General features: G+C 46.9%; 11 protein-coding genes. 9 read left to right on the forward strand and 2 right to left on the reverse strand.

Going from position 1 to position 20,383, the window contains the following annotated elements:
- The first annotated feature begins 26 nt into the window (after positions 1 to 26).
- The 6 genes from RIH33_RS10810 (at position 27) to RIH33_RS10835 (ending at position 12,485) form a co-directional block, all read left to right on the forward strand.
- The gene (locus RIH33_RS10810; protein WP_406654750.1) at positions 27 to 4,928 is read left to right on the forward strand and encodes a hypothetical protein; all 4,902 of its coding nucleotides are present in this window, start codon (positions 27 to 29) and stop codon (positions 4,926 to 4,928) included.
- Positions 4,929 to 4,978: 50 nt separating this feature from the next.
- Positions 4,979 to 6,346 (forward strand): dipeptidase, encoded by a 1,368-nt coding sequence (locus RIH33_RS10815; protein WP_406654751.1) that lies wholly within the window; start codon positions 4,979 to 4,981, stop codon positions 6,344 to 6,346.
- 34 nt (positions 6,347 to 6,380) lie between these two features.
- Positions 6,381 to 8,333, forward strand: a complete 1,953-nt coding sequence (locus RIH33_RS10820; RefSeq protein WP_406654752.1) for a protein-disulfide reductase DsbD family protein — start codon at positions 6,381 to 6,383, stop codon at positions 8,331 to 8,333.
- A gap of 20 nt (positions 8,334 to 8,353) precedes the next feature.
- Positions 8,354 to 9,652 carry a peptidoglycan DD-metalloendopeptidase family protein gene (locus RIH33_RS10825; RefSeq protein ID WP_406654753.1) on the forward strand — a complete coding sequence of 433 codons (1,299 nt, stop codon included), beginning with the start codon at positions 8,354 to 8,356 and terminating at the stop codon, positions 9,650 to 9,652.
- 71 nt (positions 9,653 to 9,723) lie between these two features.
- Positions 9,724 to 10,413: an OmpA family protein gene (locus RIH33_RS10830; protein ID WP_406654754.1), complete on the forward strand. Its 690-nt coding sequence runs from the start codon at positions 9,724 to 9,726 to the stop codon at positions 10,411 to 10,413.
- An 11-nt stretch (positions 10,414 to 10,424) separates the two neighbouring features.
- Positions 10,425 to 12,485, forward strand: a complete 2,061-nt coding sequence (locus tag RIH33_RS10835) for an OmpA family protein (protein ID WP_406654755.1) — start codon at positions 10,425 to 10,427, stop codon at positions 12,483 to 12,485.
- 2 nt (positions 12,486 to 12,487) lie between these two features.
- Here the strand turns inward: RIH33_RS10835 and RIH33_RS10840 are convergent, their stop codons facing one another.
- A complete protein-coding gene (locus RIH33_RS10840; RefSeq protein WP_406654756.1) occupies positions 12,488 to 13,267 on the reverse strand; it encodes a hypothetical protein in 780 nt (259 codons plus the stop codon).
- 121 nt (positions 13,268 to 13,388) lie between these two features.
- Between RIH33_RS10840 and RIH33_RS10845 the strand changes: the two genes are divergently transcribed.
- From RIH33_RS10845 to RIH33_RS10855, 3 genes are all read left to right on the forward strand, one after another.
- Positions 13,389 to 14,792, forward strand: coding sequence for an aldehyde dehydrogenase family protein (locus RIH33_RS10845; RefSeq protein ID WP_406654757.1), 1,404 nt, complete (start codon positions 13,389 to 13,391; stop codon positions 14,790 to 14,792).
- Between the two features lie 17 nt (positions 14,793 to 14,809).
- On the forward strand, positions 14,810 to 15,202 hold the full coding sequence (locus RIH33_RS10850; protein WP_406654758.1) for a hypothetical protein: 393 nt from the start codon (positions 14,810 to 14,812) through the stop codon (positions 15,200 to 15,202).
- 114 nt (positions 15,203 to 15,316) lie between these two features.
- Positions 15,317 to 17,971, forward strand: a complete 2,655-nt coding sequence (locus RIH33_RS10855) for an AsmA-like C-terminal region-containing protein (RefSeq protein ID WP_406654759.1) — start codon at positions 15,317 to 15,319, stop codon at positions 17,969 to 17,971.
- A gap of 50 nt (positions 17,972 to 18,021) precedes the next feature.
- On the opposite strand, the gene RIH33_RS10860 is transcribed toward RIH33_RS10855, so the two are convergent.
- Positions 18,022 to 20,361 (reverse strand): TonB-dependent receptor, encoded by a 2,340-nt coding sequence (locus tag RIH33_RS10860; protein ID WP_406654760.1) that lies wholly within the window; start codon positions 20,359 to 20,361, stop codon positions 18,022 to 18,024.
- Between the last annotated feature and the right edge of the window lie 22 nt (positions 20,362 to 20,383).

Here is a 20,383-nt window from a genome sequence, read left to right on the forward strand (position 1 = left end):
CTGAGCATTTCTCTAAATTTATCATCATGAAGCGCTTGTGCCTGTTTGTTTTTATTGGAATGATCCTCTTTTTGCAGGTTCAGGCACAGCGATCGTTCTCGGATGACAAAGCTACATTCTTCAACCAGGCCATGACCCGGTTGAGGGCTTTGGATACCGAGCCTGCCCGAAAAGTCGCGTTCGATTTTAACAACGCCTGGACTGGCGCTTTTACCTCAGCCAATCAGGACATGATTCATTCCATTGCCCTTCAAATGGACAAGAAGGGTTATGGGTTCGATCCGTTTTTCTGGTACTACTTTAGTTACCTGGCCTTTGCGGATGCTCAGGCAAAACTGCCCTCCAGCGACATTGCTCAGGTTCTCAAAATTAATGACCAGATGGTGAAGACCATGAACAGGGAGGAGTATCGCAATTTTCTTCTGGGGTTGAATATGTTCATGGCAAGACGGATCATTGGCAAATCCAAAAACGTGCTTGCCCTCACAGAGAATGGCACTTTCCAGTTTAAACTGTTGGACGAATACATCGTACCAGTGGAGCAAATAGAAGAACCGATAGAGGAAAAGGAACCCATAAACCCTCCTGATAACAAAGGAAGTCTATGGAGCGGGCCACAGAATGATGACTGGAATTCAGGACAAAATGACCCCTGGGCAGAGGATGCAGATCCGTGGGGAGACCAGAAGGATGACCCCTGGGCGGATGATTCTGACCCCTGGGCAGACGACGGGAAGTCTTCCTATGATGACAACTGGGTGGATAGTGAAAATGTCTGGGGCTATGACGACTCGGGAGAAGTATTTGAAGAGAAGGCAGACAGGCAATTTGTGGAAACCATTGCACAGGATTACGTCGCGGGGCTGCAGGCGAAGTACCGACATCCGGTTTTGGAAGGGCCGGCTATTCAACTGGAGAATAACAGCATGCTCATCGTCACTCCTTATGATTCCGTAAGGATCAAAGAGACAGACGGTACATTTTTACTGAAGAACCGTGTATACGCCGGAGAGAATGCAGTGATCAACTGGCCGGCAGACAACAGAAACTTCAAAGGAGCCGTGGTAAACCTTGGAAAATTTTATATCCGTGCTGATCGGGCAGATTTTTGGTCACCAAATGCCACCCTGACATTCCCGAAACTATTTCAGGGAACGGTAAGTGGAGCTTATGAGTTCAAAAGCCAGACCCGCAAGCCCAACCAGCTTAGTAACTTCCCGAAGTTCACCTCCAACGAATCCAATATTGACCTGATCCTCCCAATGACCAATGTCAGGTACAGAGGAGGGATCGAAATCAGCGGAAATAGATTGTCCGGAGCTTCTGTTTCCAGAAAGCCAGGAAAACTGACACTATTGGATGGCAAGGGTAATCAGGCCATACTCCGGAGTGAGCGGTTTGAATTTAGAGAAGATAGTGTCATCACTTCAGCCAATGCCCGACTCACCATCAAGCATGGAAGTGACTCCCTTATTCACCCATCAGTAGAGGTTTTCTACAATACCAAAACAAGAGAGCTGGCAGTGCTCCGAACCAAGGAATACAACGTCACCCCATTTGTGAGTAGTTATTTTCAAGTGAATGTAAATGCCCAGATCATCAATTGGGACATGAAAACCGACTCTGTCAACTTTTCCATTCTCAATGGGAAAGATCTGATTCCTGTCACTATAGAGTCCAGGGACTTTTTTAACCAGGAGCGCTTCAGCAGGCTCAGCGCTGGTTTCCAGTTCCACCCGGTGATTACCAGTGTGTTTTACGCCAATAAATTCAACACCCGGGAATTTGCGGATGAGGAAATCGCCAACCACTTTAATGTCCCCATTAAGCAGGTAAAGGGCGCCATGAAAGTTTTAAAGCAATATGGTTTTGCAAAGTACAATCCGGAGACTGGTCTGGTACAGTTGAACGATAAAGCATTTCACTACCACGATGCCTCTGGCCAGAAAGTGGATTATGATAACCTGCTGATCCCATCCCTGTCTCCGAATCAGGCCAATGCCACCTGGAGGTTGGACTCCGGAGATATGAAGGTGACTGGAGTCGGTCGTTTTTATTACACCTCGGATTTCAAGGTATATGCCGAACCAAAGGATCAGGTAATGACCCTGCTGAGGGGCCGAAATATTGAAATGGATGGTATGGTGAATGCGGGGGATTTTCAATACAAAGGGAAAAATTACCTCTTTGACTATGATCAGTTTTTGATCAATCTCCAGGAGGTGGATTCCATCCGGATTCAGGTGGAATTACCAGATTCGCTGAAGCAGGCGGGCCAGGAAAAAGTTTCTTTACAAAATCACCTCAATGAGACCTCCGGCACCCTCTATCTGGATGATCCGAGAAATAAGTCGGGATTGAAATCTTCACCTGCCTTTCCTGATTTTGTGTCTGAGTCTGATGCCATCGTGTACTTTGATGGCCCCGAGGTACTCAATGGAGCGTACGACAGGTCTGTGAAGTTTATTATCCCACCCTTTGATTCAGACAGTCTGAGCAGCCAGGAAGCAATCAAATTCGATGGGACATTCAATTCAGGTGGGATTTTCCCCAATTTTGAAGAGACACTGAAATTACAGCCAGATCAATCACTGGGCTTTATCCATCAGATCCCCCCGGAAGGGTACACCCTCTACGGCACTGCGGCCCGTACTTATGAAAACATCCGATTGAGTAATCAGGGGATGCGAGGGCAGGGGAAGATCGATTTTATTACCTCCACCATTTATTCCAAGGACTTTGTTTATTATCCAGATTCTGTGGCAGCTTACGGCACAGGAGGGGTGATTCGCCCCGGTGAGGCCAACGGCTCCAGTTACCCGGAAGCTGTACTGGGCCCTTACCGTATGCACTGGGAACCTCGAATTGACAGCATGTTTCTGAGAAATATTCGTAAACCTTTCAAGTTTTACAACGCTACCGCAGAACTGGATGGGGCGGTAAACATCACTTCAAGGGGAGTGTTCGGAGTGGGCACTATGCTTACCCGTGGATCCAGAGCCGTGTCGCAGGAGCTTACCTTCAAAGAATTTTCATACAGCGCCAGGCATGCCAAGTTTGCCGTGCTCACCAATAACCCGGATAAGCCTGCCATGGCCGGAGATGACATCCGCCTCAACTTTGATCTCAAAAACCGCACAGCCCTCATTCAACCGGAGAAAGCCGGGGTGGCGGCCCTCTCTTTTCCGTATGCCCAGATGAGAACCTCTATTACCAATGCCATTTGGAATTTGGATGACTCTACTGTGACGATGACCAAGCCCAAGAATGTGCCTATAGCAAGCTCTTACTTCTATACCACCAGGAAAGAGCTGGATTCTCTGGCATTCAATGCCGAGCAGGCCACCTATGATTTCAACAGCAGGGAGCTGAACGTGAAGGGAATCCCCTACATCATTGTGGCGGATGCCAAAATCATTCCTGAAAACAACGAAACTACGATACTCGAAAATTTTGAGCTGCAATCTTTCAACAATGCGGAGTTGATTATTGACACGCTCAATGAGTACCATTATCTCTATAGCGGGGAGATAAAAATCCTTTCGAGAAATGAATTTGTTGGTACGGCCATGTACCGGTTGGTGTCTGGATCAGACACATTCGCTATTAAGTTTGATCGGTTTGTGCTCGAAGAGGTATTCGTGGATGGCAAGCCAAAACTCATGACCACATCCGGTGGAGAGGTCCTGGCCAAGGAGAACCTCATCATTGCGCCGGGTTTTTATTATAAGGGCGCTGCAAAAATGTATGCCAACAAAAAGGCCCTTGAACTCAATGGTGCTGTGAAACTGATACTTTCTGACCCGGGTTATGATTATTGGATCCTGTATGAGCGCAAGGATAACAATCCGGAGGTAGCTGTAGATATAGAAACCGCGCTGTACGACAATGAAGATCCGGTCGTGGCAGGTCTCCAGTATGACCTCAGGGGAAGTTTATATTCGACTTTCTTGGCAGATAAGAGAAATGATTCGGATGAAGACTTTTTCAAGGCCAAAGGAGTGCTTACTTATGATACGGCATCATTGAGTTACCGGATTGAGAAACCTTCCAAGACGTTTGGAGAAAGCTATGATGGGCATACTCTGATTTATAATGATCAAACAAAAAACATCATTTTTGAAGGCCCTGTAAGTTTTTTTAGTCCATTTGGCCGAAAAGTGACAATAGATGCCAGTGTTTTAGGAAACGGAAACTCGGAAACCAATGAGTATAACATAGACGCCTTTTTGGCCATTTCACTCGAAAATTCTCAGACTTTCATGGATCTGATGTCAGAAGATCTGCTGGACATCATTGAAAGGCTGGGCCCTCCTCTGGCGAATGATATTTCACTGGAGCTGCTTTACAAGCTGGCCAACTTTACCTCAGATAAAGTGGCTAAGGCTTATGAGAAAGCGAGTTTGAAGGATTATAAACCTCTGTATACTTCCGCAGACAACCTTCAGAAATCCTTGGTCATTTCCGGAGTGAAAATGAAATGGTCACAGGCACACAAGTCTTTTTACAATACGACCAAGCTGGCCATCTCCAATATTTACGACAATGATGTAAATGCCAAGCTCGACGGGTTCATTGAAATCAAAAAAGATGATTCCAATAATGATGCGATGAACATTTTCATTCAGGCGGCACCCGGCACCTGGTATTTTATAAGTTATGCTTCCAACAACCTGTTGATGTACTCATCCAACAGTAAGTTTAATGATGAGGTGACCGCCAAGTCAAATTTTGGAAAATCAAAACCCGGAGAGCTGGTGTTGGTACTGGGAGATGAGAATGAGACCCTTTCATTCATCAATGATTTCCGCGAGAAATACTTTGGTATCACTGATCCTTACGACCTGGTATCTCCGGACGAGGTAAATCTGGATGACGAAACCTTCGATACCATAGAAGAGTCTGATGACGATGGCTTTGGCTTTTGAGACAAGGCCTATATTTGCAGCTCAAATAATCAACAAAACAGAAAACCCTAATGGACGCAATCCAACATTTTCAATCCAATAAAGAAAGATACCTGGAAGAATTGCTCGACCTGCTCAGAATCCCCTCTGTGAGTGCAGACTCTAAGTTTAAGGGCGATGTGCGAAAGGCCGCAGAGTTTATCAAAACCAAATTTGAAGAAGCCGGCGCAGATACGGTGGAGCTGGTAGAAACCCCGGGCCACCCCATCGTATATGCCGAAAAAATACTGGATCCAAAACTACCTACTGTACTGGTTTATGGCCACTACGACGTGCAGCCTGCGGATCCTTATGAGCTATGGGATTCTCCTCCTTTCGAGCCGGTGATTAAAAATGATCGCATATATGCACGTGGTGCCTGTGATGATAAAGGCCAGATGTATATGCATGTGAAGGCCTTTGAATCTTTGGTGAAGTCCGGGTCATTGCCGTGCAATGCCAAGTTTATGATAGAAGGTGAGGAGGAAGTGGGCTCGTCTCATCTGGAGACTTTCGTCAAAGAGAATAAAAAGAAACTGGCTGCGGATGTGATTTTGATCTCCGACACGTCAATTATCAGCAACGACACACCCTCTATTACAGTTGGCCTGCGAGGGCTCAGCTACCTGGAAGTGGAGGTGACCGGCCCAAACAGGGATTTGCACTCTGGGGTGTATGGTGGAGCGGTGGCCAACCCGATCAATATACTCTGTGATATGATTGCCAGTATGCAGGACGCAGATGGCCACATCACCATTCCTGGTTTTTACGATAAAGTAGAGGAACTAAGTGCGGCGCAGAGAGCCGAAATGGCCAAGGCCCCCTTTGACCTGGAGGCCTACAAGAAAGATTTGAAAATCGCTGATGTGAAAGGAGAAAAAGGGTTTTCTACCATTGAGCGCACAGGGATCAGACCTACGCTGGATGTAAATGGCATCTGGGGCGGATACATTGGCGAGGGCGCCAAGACCGTATTGCCGTCCAGGGCCAATGCCAAGATTTCTATGAGGTTGGTGCCACATCAGGACAGTGATGAAATTACGGAGATTTTCACCAAATACTTTGAATCAATAGCTCCAAAATCTGTGAGGGTGAAAGTGACGCCCCACCATGGCGGAGAGCCAGCGGTCATTTCTACCACGTCTCCGGCCTACCAGGCAGCCAGCAGGGCTTTTGAGGAGGCCTGGGGAAAAAAGCCAATCCCTACAAGGGAGGGTGGGAGTATTCCCATTGTGGCTTTATTTCAAAAAGAACTGGAGCTTGATCCGATTCTTATGGGCTTCGGACTGGACTCAGATGCCATTCATTCACCCAATGAAAGCTACGGGCTGTTCAATTTTTACAAAGGCATAGAAACGATTTCGCATTTTTATCGGTTTTTCAGTGAATTAGAAAAATAGGACAGACCCACCGATTTTGTAAAATGAACACTCAATGAGGAAAATATTGTTTTTGACCGCTGTGCTCTGGGGGAGTTTTTCTCAGGCGCAGGTCCTTCACCCAGCTACCTGGCAAGTCTCAATGTCACCATCAGCTCCCCAAGCCGGAGAAGAGGTGATCATTTCTTTTGATGTGAAAATTGATGAGAAATGGTACCTCTATTCCAATGATTTTGACCCGGATCTTGGGCCGATGTTGGCAGAGTTTATTTTTGAGCCTCATGCAGGATATGAGCTGGTGGGAGAAACACTCCCCATCAACCCGAAGCGTAAATATGACTCTCTTTGGGAGGGAGAAGTAAGCATCTTTTATGAAAAAGCGAGGTTTACGCAAAAGCTCAAAATCCTGGATCCCGGTTATGTGATCAGAGGTAGTTACGAATATCAGGTGTGTACCGATGCTACTGGAAAATGTATTCCCGGCGATGGTGAGTTTGAATTCCGGGGAAGGAAAGAAGTGACCAAAGGGGAAAAAGAATCTGCCGGGTTGCTGCAGAAGCGTGACTCTACAGACCCTTATTCACTGCTTTCGTTTATGCTGGTGGCTTTTTTGGCCGGATTGGCGGCATTGCTCACACCATGCGTCTTTCCCATGATTCCTATGACGGTGACCTACTTCACGGGTAAGGACAACCACAAAAAGGGGCGTCTTATTAACAGTTTCTTTTATGGGTTCTGCATTATACTGATTTACTCCCTCATTGGGGCAGTTTTGTCTCCCTTTATGGGGCCTGAGACTGCCAACGACCTGGCGACAGGCTGGCTTCCTAATGTATTGTTTTTTGTCGTTTTTGTGGTTTTTGCACTTTCCTTTTTTGGATTGTTTGAGATCACCCTGCCACACAGGTGGGTGAACAATGTGGATCAGCTGGGAGACAAGGGTGGATTGATTGGCATATTCTTTATGGCCCTTACCCTCGTGTTGGTTTCTTTTTCCTGTACGGGTCCTATCGTGGGGAGCATTTTGGTGGAATCCGCCGGAGGTCTTTCCCTCAAACCCGTACTGGGCATGTTTGCCTTCTCCGCCGCGTTTGCTATTCCATTTTCACTATTTGCGCTTTTTCCCAATTGGCTCAAGTCGCTCCCCAAGTCGGGTGGCTGGCTGAATTCGGTCAAGGTGGTGTTAGGGTTTCTGGAGCTTGCATTGGCTTTTAAGTTTCTCAGCATTGCCGACCAGGCCTACCATTGGGGGATTTTGGATAGAGAGATTTACCTGGCCATCTGGATTGTTATCTTCACCATGTTGGCTTTTTACCTTTTGGGAAAAATTAAGCTTCCCGGAGACACTGAGCTAAAGACGGTATCGGTGTCCAGGCTCATGCTGAGCATGGCCACTTTTACGTTTGTGGCGTACCTCATCCCAGGTATGTTTGGCGCGCCGCTGAAAGCACTGGCAGGCTACCTGCCCCCGGTTTCTACACACGATTTTGATCTGGTAAGCGAAATACGGGATTCTGGTTTGGCCCTGGATACCCCGAAGGGCTGCGAAGATCCCCTTTATGATGATTTTCTTCACTGGCCACATGGCCTTCGGGGCTATTTCGATTACGATCAGGCGTTGGCCTGTGCCCAAAAGGTGAATAAACCCGTGTTTGTGGACTTCACCGGGCATGGGTGTGTAAACTGCCGTGAAATGGAGGCCCGAGTCTGGTCAGAACCGGCCGTGTTGAATCGACTAAGAGATGATTTTGTATTGCTGGCCCTTTATGTAGACGACAAGACGGAGCTACCGGAAAACCAGTGGTATAAGTCTGAGTATGATGGCAAGATTAAGAAAACCATTGGTAAGCAAAACGCGGATTTTCAGATAACCAGGTATGGCAACAATGCCCAGCCTTACTATCTCATTCTTTCTCCGGATGGTACGATTCTTACCGAACCGAAGGCATATGATCTAAATGTTGATAACTTTGTGGAGTTTTTGGAGCAGGGAAAGACTGCAATGTGATACTGAGCGTTTGAGCTGATATGTTGAAGAAAATTGTATTTGGAATTGGTGTGGTGTTGGCCGTGATGTTGGTATACTTCTATGGGAGTAGCACATCTGCCATTGATGTGGAAACTATTTCACTAGAGGAGCCGGATTCTTTATTTCAGGAAATCCTGCCTGAGCCAACCCTCTTATACGGCATTGCTATTGACTCTTTTGATGTGTTTGAAGGGAAAGTAAAATGGAGTCAGAACATTTCAGAAATTCTTTCCAACTTCAACATCTCCCGGGAAGACATCTACGCCCTGGCGAATGCTTCAAAAGGTGTATTTGACGTACGGAAGCTTAAGGCCGGGTATCCATTTACCATTATACATGAGCGGGACGAGTTGAAGACAGCCCGTCAGTTCATCTTTGAACCGGACCCGACCCAGTATGTTATTTTTAATCTTTCGGACTCCATTTTTGTGCAGAGTGTGGCCAAACCTGTGACTCACGATGAGCGTGTGCTCACCGCAAAAATCGAGTCAAGTGTGTATGAGGCTGTTCTTGCTGAAGGCGCTTCTCCACTTTTGGTCAATAAGCTGGTGGATATTTTTGCCTGGCAGGTCGACTTTTTCCGAATCCAAAAGGGAGATGAGTTCAGGGTCATTTATGACCAGAAAAGTGTAGACGGGGAGGTGATAAGCGTTGACAGGATATTAGGTGCCTACTTTAAGCATTTTGACAAAGAGTACTTTGCAGTCTACTATAATCAGGATGGTCAGGAGGACTATTTTGATGAAGATGGCAACAGTCTGAGAAAGACATTCCTGAGAGCCCCGCTCAATTACTCCAGAATCAGCTCACGGTACAGCCCCCGCAGATACCACCCTGTGCAAAAGCGCTACAAGGCGCATCTGGGAACGGATTACGCTGCACCAGTAGGGACAGAAATACGCAGTGTGGGTGATGGCGTTATCCTGGAGGCAAAGTATGGTCAGTACAATGGAAACTATGTCAAGGTGAAGCATAACAGTAACTATACTACACAGTATTTGCACATGTCCAAAATAGCCAAAGGCATACGACCTGGAGTGACAGTGAAGCAGGGTCAAACCATCGGATATGTAGGCAGTACCGGACTGGCCAACGGGCCTCATTTGTGTTTCAGATTCTGGAAAAACGGCATTCAGGTAGATGCCTTAAAGGTGGATTTACCACCCTCAGAGCCTATTGATCCCAAGAAATTAAAAGACTTCCTGCACGTAAAAAATGTGATGATCAACAAACTGATGAAGATCAAAGAGGACTCGGCAAAGCCAATGCTTGCTCAGATTCCCCTTTCTCAGAAGTAACCATTGCGGCGACTAGATTTTAATATTTAGATTTATTTCCGTTAATTTGGTTAAAAACCAAACCTAAAATCATGTACAAAGCTTTACTGAGTCTGATTTTGATCACCGCAGTATTCACATCGCAGGGTCAGGCCATCGATAAATATGTAAGGTTTAATGGGAAAGTGCTTAGCCAAAAGGATTCCTCAGGCATCTCAGCATCCATTTACTATGAAAAACTCCCGTACTACGATGACATGGGTACCGCCAAGAGTGGACCACAAGGCAACTATGAATTCTATTTGATCAATGGGGATAAATACAATTTTCGGATTACCCTCAGTGGGTATTTAGAGCTCACCCGTGAATTAGCGATCACCAATGCGAATGGTGATGGCTCTATGAATCTGGATTTTTATCTGGAGCCGGAAGAGGAGCCCGACCTTATCGCATTGAATAACCTGATCTTTGCCAGAGGTAGTGACGTGATCACCGAGAGTTCTTTTGAGGAACTGGATAACCTGGTGAATTACCTGGAGAGCAGGCCCTCTCTGATTATACAGCTGGAAGGGCATACGGATTTTGCGGGAAATCCGGAAGCCAACATGTCACTATCAGAAGCCAGAGTAGTGGCTGTAAAAGAATACCTTGTGAGCAAGGGAGTAAAAAAGAACAGGGTTTTAACTAAAGCCTTTGGTGGTAGCCAGCCACTTTATACTGAAAGGACAGATGAAGCGAAGACCAAGAATCGCCGGGTTGAAGTTCGTGTCATCAGTAGATAATGCCTAGCCTTATGAAAAAATCAATCGCCGTTTACCTTTTTGCATGTTTTGTTACACTTTCTACCTTCGCTCAGGAAACAGTGGTGTGGGGATCACAAGTGGTGGATGTCTCCAGTGAGTATTCGCCATTGGAATACTCCGCCATTCAGGCCCTGCACAAGCCTAATGTGATGCCTTCCGGTGGGGATAACCCTAATGCCTGGAGACCAAAGTCTGAGAATGGGGAGGAGTTCATCATGGTTTCTTTCGACAAACCGATAAGGGCCAAGCAGGTGGCCATTGCAGAATCAGAAAATCCTGGTGCAGTAACCAGGGTCTATGCCTATGATAATGAATACAACGAATACACCCTGTTTGAGCTTAGCCCACGGTCTATTCCTATTGACAGTCGCTTGCTGAATCTTTTCTTCGATGATACCCCGTATGAAATTTACGCCATTAAGGTATTTATTGACGGAGAGGCGGTGCCAGGCTACAATGCCATCGATGCCATAGGAATCTCAGCTTCCAATTTGCCTATTTCAGTGCTGATCAACCTGGTTCCGGGGATGGCACAGAATAAGGAGGCAGACAAACTCTCTACCAATGTAAACAGTCAATACATCGAGCACAGCCCCATTATTTCACCTGACGGGAAGCACCTCTATTTTAGTCGAAGGTACCATCCGGACAATGTGGGCGGGGTGGATGATGTAGAAGATATCTGGGTTTCTGATCTGGACCCTAAGACTGGCGAATGGTTGCCAGCTAAAAATGTGGGCCCGCCACTCAATACAGAAGGGCCAAACTTTATTTCTTCCATTACCATGGTGGGTGGAGAGGAAGTGCTGGTATTGGGTAACCGGTATGGTAAGAAGGGCAGAATGTACACGGGAGTATCTGTGTCAAAGCGCAAGGGCAATGGGTTTGAGGATCCTGCGGCCGTGGAAGTCACTAATGACTATAACTATTCACCAAAGGTGGATTATTTTCTGGCTGCCTCAGGCAAAGCCATGGTGATAGCTGCGGAAAGAGATGATTCCTATGGCGGGCGAGATTTATACGTTTCTTTTGATCAGGGAGGTACCTGGTCCGAGCCCAAGAACCTTGGAAATGAGATCAATACCGCGGCGGATGATTTCTCTCCTTTTTTGGGAATTGATGAGAAAACCCTCTATTATTCTACTTCAGGCCTGAGTGGATATGGCGGGTCTGATATCTACGTGACCATTCGTTTGGATAAAACCTGGGAGCGCTGGTCTGAACCGGAAAACCTGGGGTCCAGTGTAAACTCAAAAGGGGACGATCAGTATTTTAGTATCCCCTCTTCAGGAAAGCACATCTATTTTTCAAGGGGTACGATCGATGATGATACCGATATCTTCAGGTTCAAGGCTGATGACATCTTTTTGGATAAGGGCAGTGCCCTCATGGAAAGCGTGGGACACCTCACCACAGATCAGCCGGATGCCTATTTTGCGACCATCAAGGGTCGTGTGATGGAGCAGGGAACCAACATGCTGATGCCGGGAGTGCACATGGTGCTGGAGCGTTTACCCGATGGTGTTGACATTGGCCAGGTAAGGTCCGATGAAAATGGAATTTTTGAAATGACGGTGCGCGGAGGCGCCCGATACGGGTTGCTGGCAAAGCACCCGGGCTATATTTCCACCAACGAAAACTTTGACCTGAACAAACTGGCCTCCAATGACTCAATCGTGGTGGATATCTATCTGTCACAGATTAAGAAGGGAGCGAGCATCGTACTCAAGAATATTTTCTTTGATTTCGACCAGGCTGTGCTTAAAACCTCGTCTTACCCTGAACTCAGCAGGCTTTTGGAATACATGCAGAGTGGAGAAATCCAGAAAGTGGAAGTCTCCGGACATACTGATTCCAGAGGAGAGGCAGACTATAACCAGAAACTGTCACAACGAAGGGCTCAGGCAGTGACCGACTACCTGAGACAAAACGGGATCACAGCCGATCGGATCGTGACGATGGGATATGGCGAGACCAAACCCATAGATACCAATGACACAAGTGCGGGCAGGCAAAAGAACAGAAGGGTAGAATTTAAGATTGCAGAATAGCTTTAACGATCTGCGAAGACCTTTTGAATCTCCTTTATCCTATGACTTGGGTAAAGGAGATTTGCTTTATTCAGGAGGCTGGTGGCCAACTCAACCTGGCCCTGATTGAAAGCATTGATGGCGAGGTTGAAGTATTGCAAACCTGCGAGCTCGTTCAGGGTAATCCTATTATTGATATGGCTGGAATATTGGCTGGCATTGCTACCCACAGGAGCCTTTGAGTTTTCCGGAGACTGGTCTCCGGTAAGGTATTGGGCGATATGTTCTGATATTTCGTCTGATCGTTTCACAAAGCCATAATAAGGATCGGTAGATTCCAACAACACACTGTCCTCATTGACTTTTGCCACCAGAAAAACGTGAAAGTCAAATTCATAGATTGAGTACTCCACATCCAACTCTGTCAAAATAATGGCGTAAAGTGCTGTACCCGTGAGGCAGTCGTATTTCCCTTTTTGGAGTAGATCACTCAAGGTCACATAGTTTTCATACCAGTCCAGGTTTTTTCGGTGTGTGTAGTAGAAGGCCTTTTCAATCAGGGCGATGTTTTTTTTGCCTCGCTGTTTATTCTTTAGCTTGAGAACCAGCTGCTCTATTTCATCCCTATAAGCACTATATTTATTGTGATCTACCTGGTGGTCTGAGGCGAGCAGAATCTGAATGGGGTCGCCTGAGGTGAATGCACTTTCTTCAAAGGCGGAATGAAATAACGGCGTATCCTGACCATGGGCTATGCCCGCTGCCAGAAATGAAATTAACAATATGCCGATAAAACCTTTCATTCGTAAGCTTTTGATGTCGCACTTTTGGTTGGTAGTGTTAGGGTTTGTTTGCTTTAATATTACGCTAAAGTTAACAAAATGTTAATATGTTAACAAATCATTAATAAACCACGTCAGCCCAATGAACCCCACAACAAAAAATTCACACGTCGCCACACTCTTTGAGCGCCAGAAAAGGACAGCTTTACTGAACAGAACAAGCGATTGGAAGGATCGGCGAGGGAGGCTCCACCAGTTGAAAAAATGGGTATTGGAGCATCGTGATGAAATACACAGGGCAGAGTTTGAGGACCTTGGGAAACCTGCATCTGAGGTGGACATTACGGAGGTATATCCTGTATTGACGGAGTGCCGTCATGCCATCAGCAACCTGAAGAGATGGACAGCTCCGGAGCCCATAGACGGGAGTCTTTCGTTTCTGGGGACATCAGCGTACGTTCAGTATGAGCCCAAGGGCACCTCTCTGATTATTTCACCCTGGAACTACCCGGTTCTGCTGGCTGTAGGTCCCATGATTTCTTCTATTGCGGCGGGCAATACCATCGTTTTGAAACCCTCAGAATTTACCCCGGCCACCAACGGGGTGATCCGGAAGATGATCGAGTCGCTCTTTCCTGCTGATCAGGTGGCGGTTCTGGAGGGCGATGCAGCAATGGCTACTGAGTTACTGAGCTTGCCTTATGACCATATATTTTTCACAGGAAGTCCGGCTGTAGGCAAGGTGGTGATGAATGCCGCAGCCAAAAACCTTACCTCTGTAACACTGGAGCTAGGAGGCAAATCCCCCACCATAGTGGATGAAACCGCCAACATAGCGGATGCTGCCCGAAAAATTACCTGGGGGAAATGGACCAATGCCGGCCAGACCTGCGTGGCACCGGATTATGTTTTTATACACAGGTCCCGATTGCAGGCACTACTGGACGGGTTACGGTCGGAGGTTGAAAAGCGTTATCACGAGAGGCGTAACTACGCTTCCATTATTAATGAGCGGCACCACGGGCGCCTTTCGAGTCTTCTGAAAGATGCTCAGGAGAGGGGTGCACAGGTTGAATTCGGTGGAAGTATGGACACTGCTAGCCATTTCATTCAGCCGACGGTACTTACGGAGGTATCAGATGAGATGCTCCTGATGCAGGAGGAGATTTTTGGGCCACTGCTGCCGTTGATGGTTTTTGATGACCTGGAGGAAGTGATCCGGTATATCAACGATCGGCCCAAGCCGCTTGCCCTTTACCTTTACAGTAAGAGCCGGGCCAATAAGGAGAAGGTGTTGAAGTGTACCAGTTCAGGGTCGGTGGTGATCAATGACGGTGTATTGCAATTTGGGCACCCGCATCTTCCTATGGGAGGGGTGGGTAACAGTGGCCTTGGGAAATCACATGGCAAGGCGGGCTTTTTGGTTTTTAGTCATGGAAAGGCCGTATTGAAGCAAAGGGTCGGCTTTACAGTGGCACGCACCGTGTACCCACCCTATAGTTCCATCAAAAAGAAACTGATAGAATTGATGCTTAAGTATTTTTAGCATTATTTTAGCGCGTTATGAAAAGAGTTTTGGCAATTACACTTTTAGCATTTTTGGCCGCTTGTTCCGGTGGAGAGGAAAAACCATCGGGATGGGAGGGCGAATGGACAGCTACCTGGGAAACAGACCCTGCGTCTTTCGAAGGTATAGATGGTATTTCGGATTACACCATGCCTGGCATGGTCATTTTTGGACCCGAGATGGTTAATATCAAAGCCTATGGTTTTGAGGGCTGTGTTTTTAGCAAAGACACCCTGGATCATTCTTTGAGGTGGAAAGTGAGTAATGATTCCCTTATTCTGATCAATGATGAAGATACCCCCGGTATGGTCTATCAGATTAAGGAGAAAACCACGGATCTTATACGCCTGCAATTGATGGAGGACATTTTTCTTACCCTGGAGAAGTAAGCTTTTAGAATAGCTTTTCATAGCTTCAGGTAAAGGATTAGTTAATTCTCTGAACAGCTATGGCATCTATTGGTTTAATCCGTAATTTGGTAGTGATATTTAAATTTTCGGATTATGAAAAAAGTTCTCATCATTCTTGCCGTGCTTATTGGCCTGGTTTTGATCGCGGCTGTCGCGGTTCCTATCATTTTTAAGGAGGACATTCGGGCCGCTATCGACAAGGAACTCGATAACAGTCTCAATGCTAAAATTTATTACGATACCGAGGCCTTCAGTCTCTCCCTTTTTAAGAGTTTCCCTGACCTTTCCGTTACGGTTGGGAATTTTGGTATAGTAGGCCAGGCTCCCTTTGATCAGGACACATTGGTGTCGGTGGGAGAGTTTGGTCTTACGCTGGACATCATGTCTGTGATCAGTGGGGATCAGATCAAAATAGTGAATGTATCGCTGATCAACCCAAATATCAAGGTATTGGTACTCGAGGACGGTACAGCCAACTATGACATAGCGAAGCCTTCTGAAGAAACCACTGCGGAGGCCGAGACGGCATCCGAGCCTATTAGTATTCAGATACAGGGCTGGGAGATTACCAATGCCAGCTTGATTTATGACGATGCCACCTTACCAATGGTGACCAGTATTGGCGGGATGAATCACAGCGGCTCAGGTGATTTTTCACAAGATGTCTTTGATATGTCTACCACCACTACGGTAGAAGCATTTTCACTTAGTTACGATGGGGTAGAGTACATCAGCAACAAGCAGTTGGTGGCAGATATTGTAATGGCCATGGATTTGGCCAATATGAAGTTTACCTTCAAAGAAAACAGGGCCAGTCTGAATGACTTTGGGTTTGGTTTTGATGGCTACGTGAGTATGCCGGGAGATGATATTGAGATGGCGATCACTTATGGAGGAAAGGACATCAACCTGCTGAGCGTGTTGTCACTGATTCCCGGAGTATATCAGGAGTATCTGGATGGAGTGTCTGCCGGAGGCTCGGTGAATTTTGACGGATCGGTTTCAGGGGTGTACAATGAGGAGTCGATGCCCAAGGTCACCGCCAACTTTGCCATTGTCGATGGTAAAGTGTCTTATGCGGAGTATCCCATCCCTATGGAGGATATCCAGGTGAGCGCCAAGTTCGATTACCCCTCCGCTGATTTGAGAGAGACCAGTTTTGTGATGGACAAGTTTCACATGAAGTTGGATGGTGAGGAGGTTTCGGCCTATCTGTATTTCAAAGACCTGGAAGATTATTTCTGGGATTTTAATATGAAAGGCAATCTGGACCTGGAGAAGTTAACCAAGGTAGTGAAGCTGGAGGATATGACCCTGAGGGGGCTTGTGACCGCAGATCTGGCTACCAAGGGCCGGATGTCTGACCTGGATGCCGGAAGGTACGCTTCGTTACCCACTTCGGGCAGCTTTGGCATGGATAATTTTTATTATGAAAGTCCTGATTTGCCACAGGGTTTTGGCATTATGAACACCCGAATGACCTTTGATCCTGCCCGTATAGCGCTGACTAACTTCAAAGGGAACGCCGGTAAGACTGACCTCAACATGGACGGGGAGATTACCAACTATTTACAATATGCCCTGGCCGATAGCGCCAAACTATATGGTAAACTGAACTTCAGCTCGGCGCTGGTGGATGCCAACGAATGGATGACAGAGGAAACGACTACTGAGGAACCTGTGGACACAGCGGCTCTGGAAACCGTGCGTATTCCGGAAAACATCGATTTTGTGCTGACGTCCAAGATAGATCTGATTAAGTATGACGACCTGGAATTAAAAGATTTTGGTGGAAAGGTGATTGTGCGGGATGGTGCGCTGAGATTAGAAAAGGCAGGATTCAACCTTTTGGATGGTTATTTCGAATTGAATGGTGCGTATGAGTCGGCCATGGCGCTGGACAAACCACTGTACGACTTTGACTTTAAGATCAAGGACCTGTCGATCTCTTCCGCATTTGAGTCGTTTGTGACAGTGCAGAAACTGGCTCCGGTAGCTGAAAAAATGACTGGTAAGTTTTCTACAGATTTCAAAATAGGGGGAAGTCTGGGCGCAGATATGATGCCCATTTATGAAGACATGCAAGGAGCCGGACTGATGGAGATAGCTCAGGCTACCCTTAAGGACGTGAAGCTGTTGTCTGCAGTCTCCAATGTGAGCAAGCTGAATCAGCAGGATGGAGAAGTCTCCCTGAAAGATGTGTTGCTGGCAACAGAAATAAAAAACGGACGCTTATATGTGGAGCCATTTGACCTGACGATCGGTGGAAGAAAGGCCACCGTCGGAGGTAGCACAGGGGTGGATGGTAGTCTGGATTACCTGATGTCTATGGACGTGCCTTCGGGCCAGGTAGGTCAGGCACTCAATAGCGCGATTTCTTCTTTTGCCGGTTTGGATAACGCCATTGGAAAAGACATCACATTGAACCTTGGGATTGAAGGGACTTATGATGACCCAAAAGTGAAATTACTCAGCGCTCAGCCTGGAACGAGTGGTGGTAGTTCAGGAGTGAAGGCAGCCCTTCAGGCTCAGGCCAAAGAAAAGGTGGATGCTAAGAAAGAAGAGATCAAGCAGGAACTGGAAGCTAAAAAGGATTCTGTAACGACCGAAGTGAAGGAGAAAGTGGATGCCGCCAAAGAGGAGATCAAGCAGGAAGTAGAAGAGACTAAGGAAGAAGTGAAGGATAAAGCTAAAGATGCCGTGAAGGATATTTTCGGCAAAAAGAAAAAGGGAGATGGAGGCAGGTAATACCAGAAGCCATTGAAAGTTAAGGGGGCTGTGCACAGCCCCCTTTTTCGTTAGAATTTGATCGAATATACAATGTTGGGAATCAGTGAGAGCTGAGTGCCGCGCTCGATCTCTCCGGTGGGCTCCAGATAGTATTCCCGGATCACCGCCTGGTTGTTGGTCACATTCTGCACATCTATTTTGAATTCACGGGTGGTGTTTTTCTTATTCTTTCTGGTCCCCACCGCCAGGTTCACAAAGAACACATCATCCCCCTTTTGTGAGTAGGGCCTATCCTCATGATATACTGCATGCCCTTGTTCGCGTGAGCTTTCCAGGTCGAGAGGTGTATATTTTCCACCACCCAGTAAGGCCAATTTGGCATTGACAAAAAACACTTTATTCTTTTCCGAACCGCCGACCTTAAACTCTTTCCCTCCAATGAAATTGGCCATATAATTGCCGTTGAAGGCCGTTGACCGCTCCACTCCATCAATAGCTGTATAGAGCGACTGGAATAGTGACAAGGTGCCCATGTAGTAGAGGCCCCGATGGAAGAACCGCTCATACGTCAATTCCAGTCCATAATTCCTTCCGGTCCCGTCATTGATTAAAGGACGGTTAATGTAAGAATCTGATGCGTTCAGCAGAGAGAAGGTGCTGCCAGGCAGATTTTCGATCGGAATGTCAAACAAATGCTGATAATACACTTCCGCTTTCAGGTGCGTTTGCGGGTTAATGATGAGGTCATAACCCAGCACCCAATGGTGCGCTTTGGAGGGAGTCAACGCTTTGTTCGGCTGAATAGACATTCCCTGATCATCTGTGGTTTTGGACAGGTAGGTGGAAATGCTCTCCACTTTGCTGTGCAAACCATAGCCTGCATTCAGTGACTGACGAGGGGTCATCTGCCACTTAATCGCCGCCCGCGGCTCTACAGCGTGGGCATTGCTGAGGTCAAAATAAAGGTAATGGACCCCGGAGGTGATGGTCCAGTCTTCATTCATTCGGTATTTCCAGCTGGTAAAAGCCTGAATGGTTTGTGATCCGCCCTTGTCCGAAAGCACATTTTCCAGTGCCTGATGATCATGGTTATATTCATTGGCCGTGGCGTCATAGCTCAGATCACTGAAGATAACTCCTGTTTCAACTTTGTGCTGAGCACTGATTTTGTAATTGAAAGTAGAGACTGTTCTGACGGTCGTTTTGGCAATGTCTGAGTTGTAGGCATTGTAAAACTGCTGATTGTCATCCACAAGGTCATCTACGGAGTGTAGGCTTGTGGCAGAAACGGTCGCAATATTTTTCAGGTAGGCTCTATCGGATAGAAAGAAGACATGCGAGACCCCCAAAATACCCAGGTCAGAATTGAATTCCCCCCTGTAGGCGGGATCCCCGTTGTCCAGTTCTTCTTCACTTTGAATCTTGCTTTTGCCACCCAGTCCAAAAAGCGCCAGCGTGTGTCTTCGGTTGATTGGTAAGTTTACATTGAATGAGGCATCCTGGTATTTTGGAACACCCCCAAAATCCAGGATACCCAGGTCTGAGAGCAGCTGAAGCGAGCTGTATCTGTAGTTGGCAATGTATGAGCCGTTGTATCCTTTTTTAAACGGTCCTTCGGCCGTAAAATCCAGACCCAGTGTACTGGCACCAGCCGTATATTCGCGCGTTTGGTTATTTCCTTTCTTAAATCGGATATCCATGATACCGGAGAGAGCGTTGCCATACTCAGGGGCAAAGGCTCCTGAATAAAAATCAGAATTGTCCAGCATATTGCTATTCAGGGCATTTACCGGCCCTCCTGTGGAGCCTTCATTCGCAAAGTGATTAGGGTTCGGTATTTCCACTCCTTCCAGTTTCCACAAAAGTCCCTTGGGGGAATTTCCCCTCACCACAATGTTATTATCTCCCTCTGCGTCACCGGCCACACCGGCAAAGGTTGAGACCATTCGGGCAGGATCGCTAAAGGCACCGGCGTAGCGCTGTGTTTCTTCCACAGAAAAGGAACGGGCGCTTACCAGGGCCATTTCATTGCGCACTTCACCTTTGTTGAGGTCGGCGGTCACTACCACCTCGGCAAGTTTTTCCACAGATTCTATCATGGAGACATTAACAATCACTTCCTTGGCGGCTGTCACCAACACATTCGGGATCATCCGATCCTCATAGCCAATGTAGGTCACCAACAGGTTGACTCGACCAAGGGGCACCCGATCTATTCGGAATTCTCCATTGATATCGGTCACATTCCCGAGGACCGGATCACTATCCAGCACTCTGATCGTTGCTCCGATCAGGGGACTCTTGGAATCTGTGTCAATTAGTTTGCCCCTGATCACTTGTGTTTGACTATAAGCGGCTGAGAGCATGAGAAAAAAAATAGCAGTAAGGACTAAAAATTTTGTTTTCATAAGTGCGTTTTTTGACGATTAT

This window comes from Marinoscillum sp. (assembly GCF_040222955.1).
Taxonomy (GTDB): Bacteria; Bacteroidota; Bacteroidia; order Cytophagales; family Cyclobacteriaceae; genus Marinoscillum.

Coding starts and splice junctions, on each gene's coding strand:
- RIH33_RS10860 (WP_406654760.1), bottom strand. CDS start 20,361: ATGAAAACAAAATTTTTAGTCCTTACTGCTATTTTTTTTCTCATGCTC.
- RIH33_RS10840 (WP_406654756.1), bottom strand. CDS start 13,267: ATGAAAGGTTTTATCGGCATATTGTTAATTTCATTTCTGGCAGCGGGC.
- RIH33_RS10820 (WP_406654752.1), top strand. CDS start 6,381: ATGAGGAAAATATTGTTTTTGACCGCTGTGCTCTGGGGGAGTTTTTCT.
- RIH33_RS10810 (WP_406654750.1), top strand. CDS start 27: ATGAAGCGCTTGTGCCTGTTTGTTTTTATTGGAATGATCCTCTTTTTG.
- RIH33_RS10835 (WP_406654755.1), top strand. CDS start 10,425: ATGAAAAAATCAATCGCCGTTTACCTTTTTGCATGTTTTGTTACACTT.
- RIH33_RS10845 (WP_406654757.1), top strand. CDS start 13,389: ATGAACCCCACAACAAAAAATTCACACGTCGCCACACTCTTTGAGCGC.
- RIH33_RS10830 (WP_406654754.1), top strand. CDS start 9,724: ATGTACAAAGCTTTACTGAGTCTGATTTTGATCACCGCAGTATTCACA.
- RIH33_RS10815 (WP_406654751.1), top strand. CDS start 4,979: ATGGACGCAATCCAACATTTTCAATCCAATAAAGAAAGATACCTGGAA.
- RIH33_RS10825 (WP_406654753.1), top strand. CDS start 8,354: ATGTTGAAGAAAATTGTATTTGGAATTGGTGTGGTGTTGGCCGTGATG.
- RIH33_RS10850 (WP_406654758.1), top strand. CDS start 14,810: ATGAAAAGAGTTTTGGCAATTACACTTTTAGCATTTTTGGCCGCTTGT.
- RIH33_RS10855 (WP_406654759.1), top strand. CDS start 15,317: ATGAAAAAAGTTCTCATCATTCTTGCCGTGCTTATTGGCCTGGTTTTG.